This window comes from Blautia sp. HCP3S3_B11 (assembly GCF_052064435.1).
Lineage (GTDB): Bacteria > Bacillota > Clostridia > Lachnospirales > Lachnospiraceae > Blautia_A.
In genome coordinates, this window is sequence record NZ_JBQHVP010000006.1 from 150,818 (window position 1) to 170,315 (window position 19,498).

21 protein-coding genes and 1 riboswitch are annotated in these 19,498 nt (G+C 41.5%); of the genes, 15 read left to right on the forward strand and 6 right to left on the reverse strand.

From position 1 onward, the window contains the following. The first annotated feature begins 166 nt into the window (after window positions 1-166). Window positions 167-1,069 (forward strand): undecaprenyl-diphosphate phosphatase, encoded by a 903-nt coding sequence (locus ACTNC0_RS06355; protein WP_118330630.1) that lies wholly within the window; start codon window positions 167-169, stop codon window positions 1,067-1,069. Window positions 1,070-1,349: 280 nt separating this feature from the next. Here ACTNC0_RS06355 and ACTNC0_RS06360 read toward each other — a convergent pair whose 3' ends face one another. Both ACTNC0_RS06360 and ACTNC0_RS06365 read right to left on the reverse strand, forming a co-directional pair. Continuing rightward, on the reverse strand, window positions 1,350-2,288 hold the full coding sequence (locus ACTNC0_RS06360) for a substrate-binding domain-containing protein (RefSeq protein ID WP_441086742.1): 939 nt from the start codon (window positions 2,286-2,288) through the stop codon (window positions 1,350-1,352). Beyond that, on the reverse strand, window positions 2,281-2,493 hold the full coding sequence (locus tag ACTNC0_RS06365; protein ID WP_008706085.1) for a TOBE domain-containing protein: 213 nt from the start codon (window positions 2,491-2,493) through the stop codon (window positions 2,281-2,283). Before ACTNC0_RS06365 ends, ACTNC0_RS06360 begins: the two co-directional genes overlap by 8 nt. Before the next feature lie 378 nt (window positions 2,494-2,871). On the opposite strand from ACTNC0_RS06365, the gene modA reads away from it, so the two are divergent. The 3 genes from modA to ACTNC0_RS06380 are packed head-to-tail and all read left to right on the forward strand — an operon-like array spanning window position 2,872 to window position 5,527. Then, window positions 2,872-3,771: a molybdate ABC transporter substrate-binding protein gene (gene modA, locus ACTNC0_RS06370; RefSeq protein ID WP_441086743.1), complete on the forward strand. Its 900-nt coding sequence runs from the start codon at window positions 2,872-2,874 to the stop codon at window positions 3,769-3,771. Window positions 3,772-3,773: 2 nt separating this feature from the next. Further along, window positions 3,774-4,469 carry a molybdate ABC transporter permease subunit gene (gene modB, locus ACTNC0_RS06375; protein WP_441086744.1) on the forward strand — a complete coding sequence of 232 codons (696 nt, stop codon included), beginning with the start codon at window positions 3,774-3,776 and terminating at the stop codon, window positions 4,467-4,469. Next, on the forward strand, window positions 4,469-5,527 hold the full coding sequence (locus tag ACTNC0_RS06380) for a sulfate/molybdate ABC transporter ATP-binding protein (protein WP_368197065.1): 1,059 nt from the start codon (window positions 4,469-4,471) through the stop codon (window positions 5,525-5,527). The genes modB and ACTNC0_RS06380 overlap by 1 nt, the downstream gene beginning before the upstream one ends. A 189-nt stretch (window positions 5,528-5,716) precedes the next feature. On the opposite strand, the gene ACTNC0_RS06385 is transcribed toward ACTNC0_RS06380, so the two are convergent. The 3 genes from ACTNC0_RS06385 to ACTNC0_RS06395 form a co-directional block, all read right to left on the reverse strand. Further along, entirely contained in the window at window positions 5,717-6,805 is a 1,089-nt protein-coding gene (locus tag ACTNC0_RS06385) for a PucR family transcriptional regulator (RefSeq protein ID WP_118571965.1), read from the reverse strand. Between the two features lie 149 nt (window positions 6,806-6,954). Continuing rightward, window positions 6,955-8,067 carry an ABC transporter ATP-binding protein gene (locus ACTNC0_RS06390; protein ID WP_291817702.1) on the reverse strand — a complete coding sequence of 371 codons (1,113 nt, stop codon included), beginning with the start codon at window positions 8,065-8,067 and terminating at the stop codon, window positions 6,955-6,957. A 404-nt stretch (window positions 8,068-8,471) separates the two neighbouring features. Next, window positions 8,472-9,491, reverse strand: coding sequence for an ABC transporter substrate-binding protein (locus ACTNC0_RS06395; protein ID WP_441086745.1), 1,020 nt, complete (start codon window positions 9,489-9,491; stop codon window positions 8,472-8,474). Window positions 9,492-9,757: 266 nt separating this feature from the next. After that, window positions 9,758-9,802: riboswitch (PreQ1 riboswitch) on the forward strand. Window positions 9,803-9,914: 112 nt separating this feature from the next. On the opposite strand from ACTNC0_RS06395, the gene ACTNC0_RS06400 reads away from it, so the two are divergent. The 7 genes from ACTNC0_RS06400 to ACTNC0_RS06430 all read left to right on the forward strand — a co-directional run bounded on the left by ACTNC0_RS06400 (window position 9,915) and on the right by ACTNC0_RS06430 (window position 15,805). Next, window positions 9,915-10,904, forward strand: coding sequence for a nucleoside hydrolase (locus ACTNC0_RS06400; protein ID WP_118411159.1), 990 nt, complete (start codon window positions 9,915-9,917; stop codon window positions 10,902-10,904). Next, window positions 10,901-11,458 carry an ECF transporter S component gene (locus ACTNC0_RS06405; protein ID WP_008706068.1) on the forward strand — a complete coding sequence of 186 codons (558 nt, stop codon included), beginning with the start codon at window positions 10,901-10,903 and terminating at the stop codon, window positions 11,456-11,458. Before ACTNC0_RS06400 ends, ACTNC0_RS06405 begins: the two co-directional genes overlap by 4 nt. Next, entirely contained in the window at window positions 11,458-12,108 is a 651-nt protein-coding gene (locus ACTNC0_RS06410) for an SDR family NAD(P)-dependent oxidoreductase (protein ID WP_441043841.1), read from the forward strand. Before ACTNC0_RS06405 ends, ACTNC0_RS06410 begins: the two co-directional genes overlap by 1 nt. A gap of 136 nt (window positions 12,109-12,244) precedes the next feature. Continuing rightward, window positions 12,245-13,603 carry a M20 family metallopeptidase gene (locus ACTNC0_RS06415; RefSeq protein ID WP_441043840.1) on the forward strand — a complete coding sequence of 453 codons (1,359 nt, stop codon included), beginning with the start codon at window positions 12,245-12,247 and terminating at the stop codon, window positions 13,601-13,603. A gap of 39 nt (window positions 13,604-13,642) precedes the next feature. Then, complete coding sequence (locus ACTNC0_RS06420) at window positions 13,643-14,197, forward strand: alpha/beta hydrolase (protein WP_441043838.1); 555 nt, start codon at window positions 13,643-13,645, stop codon at window positions 14,195-14,197. 156 nt (window positions 14,198-14,353) lie between these two features. After that, on the forward strand, window positions 14,354-14,977 hold the full coding sequence (locus tag ACTNC0_RS06425; protein ID WP_441086746.1) for a helix-turn-helix domain-containing protein: 624 nt from the start codon (window positions 14,354-14,356) through the stop codon (window positions 14,975-14,977). A gap of 6 nt (window positions 14,978-14,983) precedes the next feature. Next, window positions 14,984-15,805 (forward strand): hypothetical protein, encoded by an 822-nt coding sequence (locus ACTNC0_RS06430; protein ID WP_441033952.1) that lies wholly within the window; start codon window positions 14,984-14,986, stop codon window positions 15,803-15,805. A gap of 106 nt (window positions 15,806-15,911) precedes the next feature. On the opposite strand, the gene ACTNC0_RS06435 is transcribed toward ACTNC0_RS06430, so the two are convergent. Beyond that, window positions 15,912-16,085 carry a hypothetical protein gene (locus tag ACTNC0_RS06435; protein ID WP_008706056.1) on the reverse strand — a complete coding sequence of 58 codons (174 nt, stop codon included), beginning with the start codon at window positions 16,083-16,085 and terminating at the stop codon, window positions 15,912-15,914. A gap of 157 nt (window positions 16,086-16,242) precedes the next feature. Here ACTNC0_RS06435 and ACTNC0_RS06440 point away from each other — a divergent pair, with 157 nt between their 5' ends. From ACTNC0_RS06440 to ACTNC0_RS06455, 4 genes are all read left to right on the forward strand, one after another. Further along, on the forward strand, window positions 16,243-16,458 hold the full coding sequence (locus ACTNC0_RS06440; protein WP_022379879.1) for a hypothetical protein: 216 nt from the start codon (window positions 16,243-16,245) through the stop codon (window positions 16,456-16,458). Next, on the forward strand, window positions 16,458-17,357 hold the full coding sequence (locus ACTNC0_RS06445) for a hypothetical protein (RefSeq protein ID WP_441086747.1): 900 nt from the start codon (window positions 16,458-16,460) through the stop codon (window positions 17,355-17,357). Before ACTNC0_RS06440 ends, ACTNC0_RS06445 begins: the two co-directional genes overlap by 1 nt. Before the next feature lie 201 nt (window positions 17,358-17,558). Beyond that, window positions 17,559-17,888 carry a PadR family transcriptional regulator gene (locus ACTNC0_RS06450; protein ID WP_019160773.1) on the forward strand — a complete coding sequence of 110 codons (330 nt, stop codon included), beginning with the start codon at window positions 17,559-17,561 and terminating at the stop codon, window positions 17,886-17,888. Window positions 17,889-17,891: 3 nt separating this feature from the next. Further along, complete coding sequence (locus tag ACTNC0_RS06455; RefSeq protein ID WP_441086749.1) at window positions 17,892-19,424, forward strand: FtsW/RodA/SpoVE family cell cycle protein; 1,533 nt, start codon at window positions 17,892-17,894, stop codon at window positions 19,422-19,424. Window positions 19,425-19,498 lie beyond the last annotated feature (74 nt).

Here is a 19,498-nt window from a genome sequence, read left to right on the forward strand (position 1 = left end):
TGCATTTTCTTTGTGGAAGATGGCAGCTGCTGTCATATTTTATCTTATATGAGAATTGCTATTGTACGAAAATTGCAAATTACAGTTGTGCTGGCATCATGGTGTGTAATATAATCATATAAGCAGATAAAAGAAAATAGATGAATGCTGTAAGAAAGGAAAGATTATGGATTTTATTGAACTGTTAAAGGTCATTTTCCTTGGGATTGTGGAGGGAATCACAGAATGGCTCCCAATCAGCAGTACCGGACATATGATCCTGGTGGATGAGTTTCTGAAACTGAATGTGACAGAGGATTTTAAAAATCTGTTTTTCGTAGTGATCCAGCTTGGTGCGATCCTTGCGGTTGTAGTTCTCTACTGGAACAAATTGTGGCCGTTTTATATCAGACCAATTTCAAAGAAACAGCAGGCAGTGCTTAACAGGCATGGTGCAGTGTCCAGAGGAATTCTTGCTTTTGTGGAGAAGTTCTGTGATAAAGAGAAATGGGTACTCTGGTTTAAAATTATAGTAGCCTGTATACCGACGATTGTTATTGCGCTTCCGTTTAATGATGTCATTGAAGAGAAATTTAATAACTATGTAGTAGTTGCCATTGCACTGATCGTATATGGTATCCTCTTCATTGTCATTGAGAATTATAACAAGAGAAGAAGACCAACCTGTACAAATCTGGAAAATCTGTCATTTAAGACTGCACTCATCATCGGTCTATTCCAGGTACTCTCCGTAGTTCCGGGTACATCCCGTTCAGGTTCCACCATTATCGGAGGTATTCTTGCAGGAACCTCCCGTACAGTAGCAGCAGAATTTACCTTCTTCCTGGGAATCCCGGTCATGTTCGGAGCCAGTCTGCTGAAAATCCTGAAATTCGGTTTCTCTTTCACGGGAACAGAGGTAATGATCCTGATTGTGGGAATGGTAGTAGCATTTGTAGTTTCCATTATCGCGATCAAATTCCTGATGGGATACATAAAGAAACATGACTTCAAGGTATTCGGATGGTACAGAATCGCACTTGGCATTCTGGTGCTTGGATACTTTATCGGAAAAACACTTCTTGGTTAATGTTATAAAAAGAACTTTTTATGTTACTGTTCACACACCACTATCCCGCGAGGTGTTTTGGCATGAATATGCCAAAATCCCGAGACATACAAGCCAAAATTCCATTGCCGCAGGCAATCTGGAATGAATTTTGGCTACGTTACTGTGAACGGAGTGAACAGTAACCTTTTTATAGCAGTCCTCGTAAATAATGCATAAGAAAAGCCTTACTGTATAAGCGGCATGTACGTCATAAGCGTATATCCCGGACAGCAGGGCTTTTTATTATGTTACAGGTTTCCTATATGCAGATCATTTCGCCGGTATAAGAGGTATCATAACCTGTCAGATGATGAATCTCAGTTTTGAAATCTTCAGACTGTACAATTTCCACAAGAGCAGAGAACCCCGGCTTTCTCACAGATTCCGCAGGAATTGCCAGATACATCTGCATATCAGTCACAGGGACGAAATCAAGTCCCGGAAAGTAACGTGCGATCATTTCTTCTCCAAAAGCAACATTCGCTCTGTGCTCAAAAACAGCAGATGCAGATGACATATCAGAGACAGCTTCATTTCTGTATCCGCTGATTTTTTCAGAAGAGATTCCCCGTTCTTTCAACAGACGGTCCAGATAAACCCTGCGGGCACTTCCCTTTTCACGATTCATAAAAACAACTTTCGGATCCGTCAGGTCCTCCACAGAAGAAATCTTTTCAGGATTTCCGGCCTGTACATAGAAGCCGACAGAGTATTTATATAAAGAAAGAAGTATCAGCGGGATTCCGGGAACCAGGTGACGGATATCATCTATATCCAGACTGGTAGCAGCGATATGTGCCTTTTCGAAATACAGGGAATAAAGTCCGTTATAGTCATTCATATGAGACTGCAGGACAGGAAGTCCATCGGGATGAGCGGACATTTTGCCGAGAAGAAGCTCCAGGGCGGCAGAAGTCTGGCCGCCTAAAATGATACCACTGGAATGAAGCAGATAATCTCTCTTCAGCAGAGAGCTCTCAGGTTCAAAATTAACAGAAGTGTATGGAATATCATGCCCGCTTCCGGAATTGCCGGAACTGCTTCTGTTAAGATACTGTGTCAACTGCTCTTCGCTGACCCTGAGTTGTTTTCCGATTTTGGAAGATTCCAGCTCACCGCGCTTGATAAGTTCATAGACCGTCGTCTTTTTGATCTTCAGACGATCTGCGACCTCCTGAGCTGTGTAAAGTTTATTCATCAATACCTACCATGACATTAGTAGCCTTGATCACTGCATAAGCATCAGAACCTACTTTCAGGTTTAATTCTTCAACTGCTGCACAGGAGATGGTTGCTGTGATAATGTTTCCGCCGCCGATATCAATTGAAACGATGGAGTTTACAGCTCCGTTATTAATACTTACTACTTTACCCTTTAACTGATTACGTGCGCTTAATTTCATGATAATTACCTCACTGTTTATTATTTTTTTCTATAGATTTATCGTTACTGTTCACACTCCACTATCCCGCGAGGTGTTTTGGCATGGATATGCCAAAATCCCGAGACATACAAGCCAAAATTCCATTGCCACAGGCAATCTGGAATGAATTTTGGCTGCGTTACTGAGAACGGAGTGAACAGTAACGATTTATCTGATACCCGATCAAAGGCCGGAAAGTTGTTTTTGCCGATAAAAATAAGGCTTTCAATCTGCTATCATTTACATGATAACATATACAAATAAAATTGACAAGAATACAAAAGTTCTGTACAATAGATACAAAAGGAAACAAAACTGAATAAAACAAAACGAAACTAAATGAAAGGCGGTAAAAATATGAGAAAGAAATTAATTGCAGCAATGATGGCAGGAGTACTGAGTGCAGGAATGTTCAGCACAGGAGTTTTCGCAGCAGATACAGACTTAAAAGGTGAAGTCAACACATTCATCGCAGCAAGCTTAAGCAATGCAATGGAGGAAATCCAGAAAGATTTCAATGAGACATATCCTGATGTTGAAATCCTCTACAATGCAGACAGCTCAGGTACATTACAGACACAGATCGAAGAAGGCGCACGCTGTGATATCTTCTTTTCAGCAGCTGACAAGCAGATGGACGCTCTGGTAGACGAAGATCTGGCTAAGAAAGATACTGTAGAAGATATCCTTGAGAACAAAGTCGTTCTGATCAAACCTAAGGATGGAGAAACAAAAGTTACAGGATTCGAAAACATAACAGATGCAGCCAACATCGCACTTGCAGGTGACAGCGTTCCTGTTGGACAGTATTCCAGAGAAATTTTCGACAATCTTGGAATTACAGATGAAGTAAATAAGATGGAAATCAATGAAGGTAAAAATGTATCTGAAGTTCTTGCTGCAGTAAGTGAAGGAAGTAATGAGATCGGTATCGTTTATGCTACAGATGCAGCTTCCGTTGCAGATAAAGTAGACGTTATCGCAGAAGCTCCGGCAGATGCACTGAAGACACGTGTTCGCTATCCGGTAGGCCTTATCGAAGACAAAGAGGCATCTGAAGATGATACAGCAGCTGCAGAAGCATTTCTTGAGTACATCAAATCTGATGACGCTATGAAAGTGTTTGAGAAATATGGCTTTACAGCATACAAAGCAGATGATGCTTCCGAAACAGATGATAAAGATGCAGAAACAACAGAAGAAACAGATGACACAGAAACAAATGCTGAGACAGAGACAACAGAGGAAGCTAAATAAGAATGAGTGAATTTCTGGCAGAAATAAACTGGAGTCCTTTATGGATTTCTCTGAAAACAGGTTTCGCGGCTACTGTGATCGCGTTCTTTCTGGGAATATTCTTTGCGAGACTGGTGATGAAGATGAAACCTGTTTCCAGAGGCATACTGGATGGTATCCTGACCATGCCTCTGGTACTTCCCCCAACAGTGGCCGGTTTCATTCTGCTTCTGCTGTTCAGTCTGAGACGTCCGTTCGGGGCATTTCTGCTGGATAATTTTGACATTAAGATCGTACAGACCTGGAAGGGCTGCGTGATCGCAGCATCTGTAATTGCGTTTCCACTGATGTATCGAAATGCACGCGCTGCATTTGAACAGGTGGATGTGAATCTGATCGCAGCAGGCAAGACACTTGGCATGAGTGACAGAAGAATCTTCTGGACAGTTGTCATGCCGACAGCAGGACCCGGAATCGCATCCGGTACAGTCCTTGCCTTTGCCAGAGCAATCGGAGAATACGGTGCTACATCCATGCTCGCAGGAAACATTCTTGGCAAGACCAGAACCGTTTCCGTTGCCATTGCTTCGGAGACTGCGGCAGGAAATTATGGCATGGCCGGTTTCTGGGTAGTTGTGATCTTGATCATTTCATTTGTGATCGTTGTGGCGATCAATATCGTTTCCGGTAAGGGAATGAAGATGGGCAGGTGGATGTAATGGCAGTCAGTGTGGATATTGAGAAGAAACTTCATGGCTTCACTCTGAAAGTAAAGCTGGAGAGTGATGGTTCTCCAATGGGGATCCTTGGAGCATCCGGAAGCGGAAAAAGTATGACTCTGCGCTGTATTGCAGGAATCCAGACACCGGACTCAGGAAGAATTGTTGTAAATGATAAAGTTCTTTTTGATTCAGAAAAGAAAATCAATCTTAAACCGCAGGAGAGGAAGGTCGGCTATCTTTTTCAGAACTATGCACTTTTTCCTACCATGACTGTAGAGAAGAATATCGCATGCGGATACAGAGGGGATAAGAAACAGCTTAAGGCAAAAGTGGCAGATTACATAGAGCGTTATCAGCTTAACGGGCTGGAGAAGCGTTATCCGGGCCAGCTTTCCGGAGGTCAGCAGCAGCGTGTCGCACTGGCGCGAATGATGATCGGAGAACCGGAAGTCATCCTTCTGGATGAACCGTTCTCAGCACTGGATGGATATCTGAAAGATATCATGCAGCGTGATATGCAGAACTTTCTTAATGAGTACACAGGTGATATGATTCTGGTCACTCACAGCCGTGATGAGGCTTACAAGTTCTGCGGACATCTGACAATTCTGGACAGCGGTCAGGCACTTACTACAGGAGAAACCAAGAAACTCTTTGAACGACCCGGTATTCTGCAGGCAGCCAGACTGACAGGGTGTAAAAATTTCTCAACTGTACAGAAAATGGGAAAACACAGTATTTATGCAGTGGACTGGGATCTGATGCTGCAGACCAAAGATGTGGTGCCGGATGATGTTACGCATGTGGGAATCCGCGGTCACTGGATGAAAGGTGCATCTGAAGGCGGAGAGAACCACATGGAAGTGGAAGTTGTGGAATATATTGAAACGACCTTTGAACATCAGTATTTACTGAAGAACAAGAAAGGCGGAGACTGTCAGCCGGTCTGGTGGATGTGTCCCAAAGGAAATTTTGAGGAAGATCCGCATGCAAAAGTTCCGAAATATATTCATTTTCCGGAAGAGCATCTGATGCTGCTGAAAGAAGCGAAATAGAATATATAAGAAATAATAAAAAGCGTTGTATTTTCAACAGAGATTTCTGGTGAAGATATAACGCTTTTTTAACAGAATCAAGTAAGTCCCTGCGGAGCAGTTATTCGGTGTAGAATCGCGTAGCCACGTAGCTGTAAGAGTCTGCCGGTTTGATCACGCGGATGGATGTTATCAAATTGTCTGAGAAATCTATGACGGATGATTCTTAGAATATTTTATGTAGTCCACAACCATCATCGCCAGTTTAAATGTCAGTGCATCTTCAAACGCGCGGATATCCAGTCCGAATTTTCTCTGGAGTTTTTCGAAACGGTACACCAGAGTATTTCTGTGTACATAAAGCTGTCTGGAGGTTTCGGAGAGATTCAGGTTATTTTCAAAGAAGGTACGGATGGTGATCAGGGTTTCTTCGTCAATAGAATCCAGAGTTTCCTCTTTGAAGATCTCGTCGATAAACATTTCACATATGGAAACAGGAAGCTGGTAGATCAGTCTGCCGATTCCAAGCTGGTTATATCCGAATACATTTTTATCTGCGTAGAAAATCTTGCCTACTTCAAGGGCTGTATGTGCTTCCTTGTATGCGTCTGGAAGCCTGGAAATATCCTCTGCCAGATTACTGTAGGCAACCCATGCGGAAGTCATTGCTTCTGTATTTAACATATCTACAAGCATATATGCAATTGATTCCAGATCCTCATAAGTTTCTGTAGACTGTAATTCTCTGATGATGATAATCCCTGTATCATCAATAGCTGTGATGAAATCTCTGGTACGGGCAGAGAAAATATTCCGGATCGTAGCGAGAGCGTTCTCATCCTTGGTCTGTTTGGTTTCCACAAGAAATACGGCACGCTGAACAGAAGTTGCAATGTGCAGTTTCTTGGCGCGGTTAAAGGCATCTACATCAGAATAACTACCAAGGAGAAGATTCTGCATAAAGGTATTCTTGTCGCTTTTCTCTGCATAGGCAGCCAGGAGACTCTGTACCTGGCATACGGCCAGCTCTCCGATGGTAGCAGTACTTTCTGCTTTTCCCCATACGATCAGAATATAGGAGATGGAATGGTTCTCCATGATCTTATACAGGCAGCAGCTTGTATTGGAAACACACAGGGCACTGCTTTGGCGAAATTCTTCCAGTTTTGATTCTGCAGGAAGTTTTTTATCACAGGTAGAGAGAAAGATATGGTTATCAGAATCCAGCAGACAGAAATCAAGCTGGCTGATATTTTTCCAGTCTGTCAGGCATTTCTGTAAAATCTGTTGTATTTTCATTAGGTCAGTCCTTTCTTTTGGGGTATGAGTCAGCTTATAGCAATCCTCGTAAATTGTCTGATTGAGGTAATCAGGCAACCAATTCAATTCTATATTATAACATAAAAACCCGGGGAAAACTCCCCGGGTTTATTAAAAGATTCCTAAAATTAGTTGCAGATTGTAAGTTCTGTTTCTTTATCAAAGAAATGAGATTTTTCCATATCAAATGCGAATTTGATCGGATCTCCAGTTTTAGCTGTTGTACGAGGATCAACTCGTGCTGTAACCTGAGTTCCGTTTACATCGAAGTATAAGAATACTTCAGCTCCGAGAAGCTCGTAAACTTTAACTACGGATGTCATCGGTGCGCTTGGAGAAGCTTCGATGAACATCTGAGAATCATGGATATCTTCCGGACGGATACCGAGAACAACTGTTTTACCTACATAGCCGCCATCTTTAAGAGCTTTTGCTTTAGCAGCTGGGATAACCAGTTCATGCTCGCCAACTTTAGCGATAAGGTTGCCACCTTTTTCGGAGATAACAGCGTCAAGGAAGTTCATCTGCGGAGATCCCATGAATCCTGCAACGAATAAGTTGCCTGGTTTCTGATACAGGTTCTGAGGTGTATCTACCTGCTGAACAACACCGTCTTTCATAACAACGATTCTGGTACCAAGAGTCATAGCCTCTGTCTGGTCATGTGTTACATAGATGATTGTAGCACCCAGTCTCTGGTGGATCTTGGAAATCTCGATACGCATCTGTACACGAAGTTTAGCATCCAGGTTGGAAAGAGGCTCATCCATAAGGAATACCTTAGGATTACGTACGATAGCACGTCCCATAGCAACACGCTGTCTCTGACCACCGGAAAGAGCCTTCGGTTTACGATCAAGAAGTTTCTCAAGGTCAAGGATTCTTGCAGCTTCACGAACTGCTTTGTCAATCTGGTCTTTCGGAACTTTACGAAGTTTAAGTCCGAATGCCATGTTATCATATACTGTCATATGAGGATACAGAGCGTAGTTCTGGAATACCATTGCGATATCACGGTCTTTAGGCTCTACATCGTTCATAACTTTGTCACCAATCTTTAATGTACCGCTGGAAATTTCTTCCAGACCGGCAACCATACGAAGTGTAGTAGATTTACCACATCCTGAAGGTCCTACGAAAATGATGAATTCTTTATCTTCGATCTCCAGATTGAAATCTTTAACTGCCTGGAAACCATTTGGGTAAGTTTTGTTAATGTGCTGTAATGATAAGCTTGCCATGATTATTATTCCTCCAAAATTATTTCATATTGTTTTTGCTGATTGATTACTCGTTTTTTCATCTGTAGACAGTATAGCGAAAAGGAGGGGGGATGGCTAGGGAAGAATCGTACAAAGATTTTTTTGGTTTTTTGACATTCTGACGAAAAGCCGTAACCAGTATCCGGGGATTCCGTCAAACTGTCAAAAGACATAAGAAAAACGCAGGACAAAATGACGAAATTCTGTCTGCGTTTCTCAAAATTGGAGTTAAAATATGGTTCTTTTTACTACCTGTTACTCAAAGTATATATAAGATTATGGTTTGACTGAATCAAGTCAAAAATCTCTGACAATATGAAGGAACGGATGAGAAGACACGAATATCGGGCTAAAATTACAGGAGGATCAGAGAAAGCAAATCATCAGGAAGCATTTTGCGCAAATTCTGTGTTGACCAGTTCTGCATACGGTGTACGTTCTTTCAGTTCACCTGCATCTTCCAGGATATTCTGCAGCAGTTCAAAACCATCCTGCCCGAACACCAGATTCTCTTTCCAGGTGTCCTGATCGTAATAACGTTTTACAATGGCTGTGATGGTATCCAGATCTGTTTCAGGGAACTGAGGCTCGATTACTTCTGCAATCTCATCTGGAGTATGGCTCTGAACGTAGTCCATACCTTTCTGCAGAGCATTGGTGAATTTCTGCATGATATCAGGATTTTTTTCCATATAGCTGGTTTTGGCGCTGTAAGAAGTATAAGGCACATAACCGGAATCAACGCCAAGAGACGCAACAACATATCCTGCGCCCTGTTTTTCAAGAGCAGTAGCAGACGGCTCAAATTCTACGGTGAAATCTGCCGAATCATCTCCTGTAAAAGCAGCCGCAGTAGCGCCGAAGTCAATGCTCTGGTCAATAGACAGATCTTTCTGAGGGTCAAGGCCATTCTGCTTCAGAATATATTCAAATACCATTTCCGGCATGCCGCCTTTTCGGCCGCCAAGAACTTTTCTGCCCTTCAGATCTTCCCATTTAAAATCAGGCATTTCTTCTCTTGCCACAAGAAAATTCCCGGCCCGCTGGGTAAGCTGTGCAAAGTTTACAACAGGATCAGTAGCTCCTTCCTGATAGGCATAGATAGATGCTTCTGCGCCCATAAATCCGATATCTGCCTCACCAGATATGACTGCGGTCATAGTTTTATCTGCCCCAAATCCAGTTATAAGCGTCAGATCAAGCCCCTCATCTTTAAAATATCCTTTTTCAATTGCCACATACTGCGGAGCATAGAAAATAGAATGTGCTACTTCGTTCAAAGTGATTTTTGTAAGCATCTTATCATCTGTGCTGTCTTTTTTCTCTGCAAATGCTGTCACAGGAAGTGCAGTTACAGCAAGCACAACAGCAGCTGCCAGCGCGATCCACTTTTTATTTTTCATGCAGATACTCCTTTAAGAGATTTCTGCTCTTAGAATATGCTGCAAATCTCAAATGGTGTATGCGCTAGTGTGCCGACAAGTTGATTCTTGAAACAATCTTGCAGGATAAATTTTTTTATTTCAAGGCGGAGGAAGGAGGCGTAGCGGTGGCTACGGCGACCGACGACAACGCGGAAATAAGAAATTTAGACGCAAGATTGTTCGAGAAATCAACTTGTTGGCACACTAGCTGTTGTCATGCATAAAAATATGTGTTAAAATAACCACCGAAACTGGTTCGAAACCCTCCCAGTATAAAAAACTAGGCAAAGTAAAAAAATATTGCGGTCGTTTATGAGCTATCATAAGCGGTCTGTTTTCTGATGCTTTTGTTTATTGGAGGGATAAACAAAAGCATTTTTTACTTTGACAGAAAGGAATTAAATGAAAAAAAGAAAAGTAATTATTGATTGTGATCCGGGGATTGATGACAGTCTTGCGATTATGCTGGCACTGAAATCACCGGAAATCGAAGTGATCGGAATCACCATTGTGTGCGGAAATTCACCGGTGGAGATGGGATTTGGAAATGCAAAGAAAATCCTGAAGCAGATGAATCGTCTGGATGTTCCCGTATACATTGGGGAAAGCACTCCCTTAAGGCGGGATTACGTGAATGCTCTGGACACTCATGGAGAAGACGGGCTTGGAGAGAGCTTTCTGCCGGAAGTAATCGGTTATCAGCAGCAGATCAGTGCTGTGGATTTTCTTGCTGATGTATTGAAAAAAGAGAAAGTATCCATAATCGAACTGGCACCTATGACCAATCTTGCCAGACTGATCCAGAAGGATAAAGAAGCATTTTCCTGTATTGAGGAGATTGTTTCCATGGGCGGCAGCTTTAAAAGTCATGGAAACTGTTCACCTGTTGCAGAATACAATTACTGGTGTGACCCGGACGGCGCTTCCCTGGTGTATGAGACACTCCATCAGAATGGTCAGAAAATCCATATGGTGGGACTGGATGTGACGAGAAAGATTGTACTCACGCCTGATCTGCTGGAGTATATGTGCCGTCTGAACAAGGAAACAGGGGAATTTGTAAAGAAGATTACGAAATTCTATTTTGATTTCCACTGGGAATGGGAGCATATCATTGGCTGCGTGATCAATGATCCCCTGGCAGTGGCATATTTTATCAATCCGGAACTCTGTAAAGGCTTTGATTCCTATGTACAGATTGAAACAGAGGGGATTTCTCTTGGACAGTCTGTTGTGGATTCTATGAATTTCTACCGGAAAGCATCAAATGCAAGGGTGCTGACTGAGGTAGATGTGTATGGATTCTTTCAGATGTTTCTTTCAAGGATCCTTGATCAGAAACCGGAAGAACTGGATATTTTACAAGATTTAATACGAGGAGATTTAAAATGAAAACTGAAAAAATAAGTGTACAGAAGATCTGTATGATCGCTTTTGCTATCTGCATTAATTTTGTGGGAGGACAGATTGCTTTATTTCTGAAACTTCCTATTTATCTGGACAGTATTGGAACTGTATTTGTGGCTGCTGTCCTGGGACCCTTTTATGGAATGCTTCCTAATCTGCTCAGCGGTCTGCTGATGGGAATGACTGTAGATATTTATTCCCTGTATTATGCTCCGGTAGGAATTCTTCTTGGTTTTGTGACAGGTCTGGTGTACAGAAAATTCCAGCCGAAAAAGTGGCAGATATTTCCGGCTGCTCTTGTGATCACACTTCCATCTACCATAATCAGTTCCTGTATTACGGCGTTTTTATTTGGAGGAATCACTTCTTCCGGATCCACCGTTCTTGTACAGCTTCTGGCAAAAACACCTCTTGGAATGGTAGGAAGCTGCTTTGTGGTTCAGTTTATCACAGATTATATTGACAGGGTTCTGTGTATTGCAGTAGCAGCAGTTCTTATTACAGCGTTGCGTAAAAGTATGAAGGAGAATTTTGCCTGATGAAAGTTCTGATCACAGGCACAGCATCCGGGATCGGAAAAGGCTGTGCAGAATTTTTCCTGAAAGAAAATCATGAAGTCTATGGATTTGATAAAAATATATCCTCGATCCAACATCCGAAATATACTCATTTCTGTCTGGATATCAGAGACAAAAGCTCTTATCCGGAAATCGGACCGGTAGATATTCTGATCAATAATGCAGGGGTTCAGAATGACGATGATATTGATGTAAATTTGAAAGGGACGATTTCTGTTACAGAACATTACGGCATTCATCCTAATATTTATTCTGTTATTATGATCGGATCAGCAAGCGGGCATACAGGTTCTGAATTTCCGGAGTATGCAGCAAGTAAAGGAGGAGTCCTTGCCTATACGAAAAATGTGGCCATGAGGATAGCTCCGTATCAGGCTACATGCAACAGTCTGGATTTCGGTGGGGTAATGACTGAACTGAACCGGCCGGTGATGGAGGATGAAAAGCTCTGGGATCAGATCATGGAACTTACACCTCTGAAACGATGGATGTCTGTGGAAGAGGCAGCAGAGTGGATTTACTTTATGGCGGTAAAAAACCGTTTCTGTACAGGCCAGAACATTCTCATTGACGGTCTGGAGGCCGGAAACTGTAATTTTATCTGGCCATAGAGTGGGTCTGAAAAATTATCTAAAAAATCATTCCTGCAATCTGCTGTTATTTTGTGCCTGAATATGATAAAATGAAAAAATAATGATAAAGAAATTTCAAAGATAGAGAAAGTATTTAACTGGAGGCACAAAAATTATGGATATCAAAGAACAGATTCATGGATTAACAGAGGAGATGCTTACCAATCTGGGAAGGCTGGTTGCCATTGATTCTCAGCTTGGCACTCCCGCAGAGGGGAAACCTTTTGGAGAAGGACCTGCCAAAGCATTAGAGGAAGGTCTTAAGATTGCACAGGAGCTTGGATTTAAGACAGTCAATCTGGACAATTACTGTGGTTACGCAGAGATGGGCGAGGGTGATGAGATTGTTGGTATTGCCGGACATCTGGATATCGTACCTGTAGGCGGGGACTGGAGTTATGATCCTTTTAAACTGACACGCGAGGGTGATTATGTTTACGGTCGTGGAACAACAGATGATAAGGGACCTGTTCTGGAAGCTCTTTATGCAATGAAGCTTCTCCGAGATTCAGGTGTGAAGCTGAACAAGAGAGTACGTCTCATTATGGGATGTAACGAGGAAACAGGTTCCAAATGTATGGAACATTATAATGAAGTGGCAGAAGAATTATCCTGTGGCTTTACCCCGGATGCCAGTTTTCCGTGTATTCATGGCGAAAAGGGACTTCTGCAGATGATGGCTTATTCCAAGAACACGAAAATCATCTCTGCAGATGGTGGTTTTGTTTTTAACGCAGTATGTGATTCCTCCACAATAGTTGTTCCTGCCGAAGAGGGACTGAAGGAGAGACTGGAAGCTGTACTTGCAGAGACAAAGCTTCAGGAATATAAGTTAACAGAGGAAAATGGACAGATCAGTATTTATGCAAAGGGAGTTCCGGCACATGCCAGCACTCCGACTCTTGGCGTCAATGCAATAGGTGTTACTTTTGAATGTCTCGAGAAAGCAGGATTTAAGGACGATTTTGTGGAATTCTATAATACACATATCGGCACATCCTGCGATGGTGAAGGCATTGGACTGAAATTTGCAGATGAGTATGGCGAACTTACTCTTTGCAACGGTATGATTAAAACAGAGAATGATGTGATCTCCTGTACAATTGATATCAGAGTACCTGTAACACTGAAATCAGATGAAGTCCGCAGGATGTGTGAGAACAGACTTGAGGATGAGAATGGACGTATAGAGATTCTGGGAATTGGTGATGCCTTATTCTTCCCAAGAGAATCCCCACTGGTAAATGCTTTATACAAAGCTTATACAGATGTAACAGGCGATACAGAGAACAAGCCGATGGTGATCGGCGGTGGAACTTATGCAAAATCTCTTAAGAATATCATTGCATTTGGACCTGAGAAACCTGGAATCGATTATCGTATCCATAGTGCAGATGAATTTATCCTCGTATCCGGCATGGAAGAGGCAGTTCTGGTTTATATGGAAGCAATCAAGAATCTTCTGGCAATCTGATGAAAAATGATAGAGCAGTTATTAAATGGAGAGCAGAACATGAAGTCAGCAGTATTTTTCCCTGGTATCGGGTATCATTGTGACAAGCCGCTTTTATATTATTCACGAAAGCTGGCGCAGGAATGTGGCTATGAAGAAACAATTGCATTAAGCTATACTTATGATGGCGGAAATATCCGGGGAAATGAAGAAAAAATGCAGCAGGCATTCGAAAGCCTTTATGAACAGGCAGAGAAAAGTCTTTCTGCCATTGACTTTGACAAATATGATGAAATATTATTTGTCGCAAAAAGCGTAGGCACGATCATAGCATCCGCATATGCAGAGAAACACAGCATCAGATGCCGGCAGATACTATACACACCATTGAAATACACATATAATTTTGTTCATAGAGATGCCATTGCCTTTATCGGAACTTCAGATCCATGGAGTATTGTTTCTGAAGTACAGGCTCTTTCACAAAAACAGCAGGTGCCAATGTATACTTATGAAAATGCAAACCATTCACTGGAAACAACAGATACACTGGAAAATCTGAAAATTCTCCAGGATGTTATGGGGAAAACTAAAGGATTTTTGAAGCGGAAATAAGAAAAAGCATATAATCATATTGAGTAGATGCGTGCAGAGAAGTGTCAAGAAACTATTTCTTGACACTTCTTTTTGCTCCATGCTATACTCGATTACACAAACTGTTCTGTGTGAAAGTGTTTTCCATAATGTCTCTTTGAAGGTGGTGATATTAATATGAATTTTAAAGACCAGATACAGCAGATTTTTGGAACAACAGATATTCATGAACTGAAGCAGATATCCAGAGATGCCGACAATTACAGATGCTTGAATGCTGATATGAATAACAGCATTATTTCTGAAAAGAAAAAAAATACCGGAAGAAAAAATTCGTTTACAGAAGAACAGCTGGCACATATTTTGGCATTGCAGAACCGAGGAGAAAAAATTACAGATATTGCCAGACAGTACCATGTTTCCCGCCAGACGATTTACAGTCAGATAAAGCGAGCCTATAATTTTTCTGATGATCCGGATGTGAAAATGCGCATGAATTTTATGAATCATGATGATCTGTGTACAACGATAGATATTGATTTCAGGCATGAAAAAATCAAGATTAAAAACTACACAGATCAGATTATTTTCCGGGCATTTGGAGTTGTAACTGATCCGGATTGGGCTGATTTTGAATATTTTCTGGAAGAACGCTGTTTTCCCAGAACACGCGATCACAGGAAAGATATTCTGAGAGAGATGGGGCTTCCATTTTATGATCCGTTATTAATTATTGAAAAAACACAGGGGCGCATGTCAGATGATCATCAATGGATTATGATTCTGAAAAAGGAGGGCTGATCAAAAATGGAAATTCGCAATTTTGATGCATATTCTCCCTTGCATAAGAGCGGTCATACTTCCAAGGGAGATCAGCTTAAATGGAAAATTGATGACAGGTGGTATAAGGCTGATTATATGGGATATGAAGGTTTATCTGAAGTTCTTGTATCTGACCTTTTGCAGAAGAGTACTTGTCCTTTTCCTTTTGTTGAGTATGAATCAGCTGTAATTGAGTATAATGGGAAAATATTTCAGGGCTGTTCCAGTTTGGATTTTCTGAAAGCAGATCAGATTCTGATTCCGCTGGAAAAATTGTATCGTCGATATACAGGTGAAAGTCTGGCAGTAAAGCTCTCATATTTTGCAGATGTTTCGGAACGCATTCAGTACCTGGTAACTCAGGTGGAAGAAATTACAAAAATAGATAATTTTGGAGCATATCTGACTGCAATGCTGGAAATAGATGCATTTTTCATGAATGAGGACAGACATACCAACAATATTGCGGTCATTTATAATGAAAAAACACAGAAATATGAACTGAGTCCTTTTTTTGATCAGGGACTTTGTATGTTTGCCGACATAAATCAGGATTATCCTATTGATCAGTCATTGGAATATTGTCTGGAAAAAATTGAGGCGAAGCCATTTAGCTCGGATTTTGATATACAGTTGGATGCAGCAGAAGAACTGTATGGCATTCAGATTGGTTTCCAATTTACGTTCAAAGATATTCAGATATACTTACAGAAAAATTCGGAAAATTATCCCAGGGAAGTAATAAGACGTGTGGAGCAGCTGTTAAGAAGGCAGATGCGTAAATATGGGTATCTGATGAAAAAATGATATTACAGAGAGTGTGTGAAGTTACAGGCAGGTAAAGGTTAAAAAAGTCATTTACCTGCCTTTTCTGGTAAATTTTTGTAACAGCTGTGAGTCGGAGACTGCCCAATCAGTCAATGATACTATACTGCATCATTTCATAATGTAATCTGCATCCTTCTGTGATGTCAAAGGGCAGAAGTGCCCGCGCTACGAGCTTTAATTCCTCTTCAGGCAGATCTGTTCTGCGAAGATGTGCATAGTCACCGTCAATAGATTCTACAATATAATCACAAACTAACATAAAAATCCTCCACTTTATATTTTGCGTAACGCAATGATCATATCTATAGAATACCACAGAGAAAACGGGTATCACAAGTGCCTTCAGATTATATAGACATAAAAAGAGAGCAGTGTTATAATTTTTCCTAAAGAAAATGCATATGGGAGGTATCACAATGTCTAAAGTTGTAAAACTTTCATCCGTAATGGAAAGGGAAGAAAAATTAAAGGAAATCTATGAAGGTCTGGAAGAGATAAAAGATCAGCTGACAGCACTGATTGATGAGTATGAAGAAGAGGAGACACATACAGGAAAAGCAGATGAACTGATCGAAGCCCTGGATGCTCTTGAGGATGCTTCGGAAACCATAGAGGATGTGCTGGAAAATTAATGAGGGAGAAAGCATATTTTCACCTGCCTGGGCTGTTTGAGTTTTATGAGCTGTACCGGATGTTCCTGACTTTATTCCGGGAACACAGGGAATATTTTTATGACTGGTGCGAAATAGGTTCCGTATATGGTGCTCCGGCAGACTGTGTCTGGGGTGGAGGCAGGGCAGGCTTCGGAGAGAATGATCCGGAGGAGGTTCTTGAACTGATGCAGGAATATGGGATTTCTGCCCGACTGACTTTCAGCAATTCCCTGCTTCGCCAGGAACACCTTTCAGACAGAAAATGCAATGCACTGTGCCGGTTGTTTGAGAGAAACAGAGAACCGCAAAACGGCGTGATCATTTATTCAGAATTGCTTTTGGAATATCTTAAGGAGCAGTATCCGGGACTCTATTTTGTTTCCTCCACTACCAAGGTTCTGACAGATTTTACACAGCTTGAGGAAGAGATCCGGAGAAAAGATTTTCGTTATGTTGTGCCGGATTTCCGGCTAAACAAGGCTTTTGATAAGTTAAATACATTGTCTCAGGCTGAGAAGGACAAAGTAGAATTTCTCTGCAATGAATGCTGTTGGTTTGGCTGCAGGGACAGAAAAGCCTGCTATGAAACGGTCAGCCGCAAGAATCTGGGTGAAAACTGCCCGGAGCATTACTGCAAGGCACCGGACGGGTCGAGAGGCTATCTTTTTTCAAAAGCTATGGAGAATCCGGGGTTCATTGGAATCAATGATATCCGGGATATCTATCTGCCAATGGGATTTTCAAATTTTAAAATAGAAGGAAGAGGACTCGGAAGTGCTCTGATACTGGAATTTCTGCTCTATTACATGACCAGACCGGAATACCAGATACATGTCAGAGAAAAAATCTATCTGGACAGTATGCTGGATCTGTTTTGAGAGATTTATACCACCGCATTGTGTTACTATATGACAATGTGGTGGTTTTTCTGTCCGAAAAAGTATGTAGATACCAGAACTCGGTTGCCGTAGCAGTGAAGTTGTCAAAATTATTCCGGAAACAGTTGACATAGTATACAGGTTCCTTTATTATATAGATAACCGATATATAGACAATCTATACAATAGGAGGTGAATACTATGGCCATTGAAAAATCACTGGTTTCCGGGAGTATGACAATGCTTATACTGAAATTGCTGTCAGAAAAGGATATGTATGGATATGAGATGATCGATACCCTGCGACAGAAATCTCAGAACGTGTTTGAACTGAAAGCAGGAACTCTGTATCCGTTACTGCACAGTCTGGAGGATAAGGGATTTCTGACAGTATACGAACAGGAGGCAGCCGGAAAGACCAGAAAGTATTACAGCCTGACCAGACAGGGAAGGGGATTTCTGGAAAAGAAAGTAGAAGAATGGAAAGAGTATTCTGCAGCAGTGACCAACGTGCTTGTAATGGAGGTGTGATCTATGGACGAATATCTGAAAACATTACTGGAACAGATTCGCTGTAAGAAAGCGCGGCCTTATGTAAAAAAGGAATTTCAGGATCATATAGAAGATCAGATCGAGGCAAATATGCATGCAGGCATGGATCGTGAACAGGCAGAGAGGGAAGCCGTCCGGGATATGGGAGATCCTGTGGAAACAGGAATCTCTCTTGACAGTGTCCACAGGCCTCAGGTTGCATGGAAACTTCTGGGAATAATCATTCTTATCAGCATTGCAGGCGTTTTGATACATGCAGGGATTGCCGGAAAAATCAGTGAAAACGCTACGGCCGGTTCGGACAGATATGTGTTCCATGTTGCGATCGGACTTGCAGTTATGATGATTTTATATCTTCTGGATTACACTGTACTGGCAAGATTTTCGAAAATAATTGCCGTCATTTTACTGTTTGCCTGTCTGGTTACCTTGTTGGGTGGCTGCCGGTTAAATGGAGCAAGATATTTTATTGTGCTGCCAGGTGGAAGAGGAATATCCATGCAGACTCTGATGCTGTTTTATGTTCCCGTATATGGAGCAATTTTGTATAAATATCACGGCTGGGGATATAAGGGCTTGATGAGAGCAATCATATGGATGATTGCACCGGTTATATTGGTCTATACCATGCCTGCGCTTATGACAGCTTGTGTGATGTTGGTATCTATGCTGGTTATGCTGACAGTTGCAATTCAAAAGAACTGGTTTACTGTGAGAAAAAAGAAAGCCATCTGCGGAATCTGGGCTGGTTTTCTGGCTATGCCTGTGGCAGCTTTTCTGATCAGGTATCTGAGCAGCAGCCTGACAGAATATCAGATTGCACGTTTACAGGCTATTTTTTCAGGTGGTGGAGAGGAAGATTATTTCACCGGAATGCTACATTCATTCTGGCAGCAGAATAAATGGATAGGGAAAAGTGGATCAGATGTAATGGGAAATCTGCCGGCTTTTAATGCGGATTATATTTTGACCTATCTGTCATCTGTATATGGAACAATTGCAGCCGTGCTTTTATGCTGTGTTCTGGCAGTTTTGATTTTCGCAGTTTTTAACACTGCCATGAGACAGAAGAATCAGCTTGGAATGATGATGGGATGTGGATGCGGAATCGTATTTCTTATAAACTTTTTCATAAATATCCTGGAAAATCTGGGTGTATTTCCACAATCAGTAACATTTCTTCCCTTTTTATCAGCAGGAGGAAGCTGCATTATAGTTTCCTATGGACTGATGGGGATTGTACTGAGTACATACAGATATAAAAATATCTATCCACGGCATCTGAAAATAGGTTTCAAATTCGATAAAACCAAAGCGAGAAAAGCCCTGTATGTCTCAAAAATGTCCATGTGCATATGGACAGGAGGCACTGTTGCTGTTATATGCATTGCCATATATTGGGATTTGTGTAAGAGTTATATGAATATTCCGTTTAAAATCGTAACCATTGTACTGACATTGCTTCTGGTTGGAAATATGAGAAAGATCGTGCAGTACAATGAAATGAACAGATAGAAAATGTAAGAAACTGTATTAAGAAAGATACCGCCATATTGATTGTGATAAGTCAATATGGCGGTACTTTTATC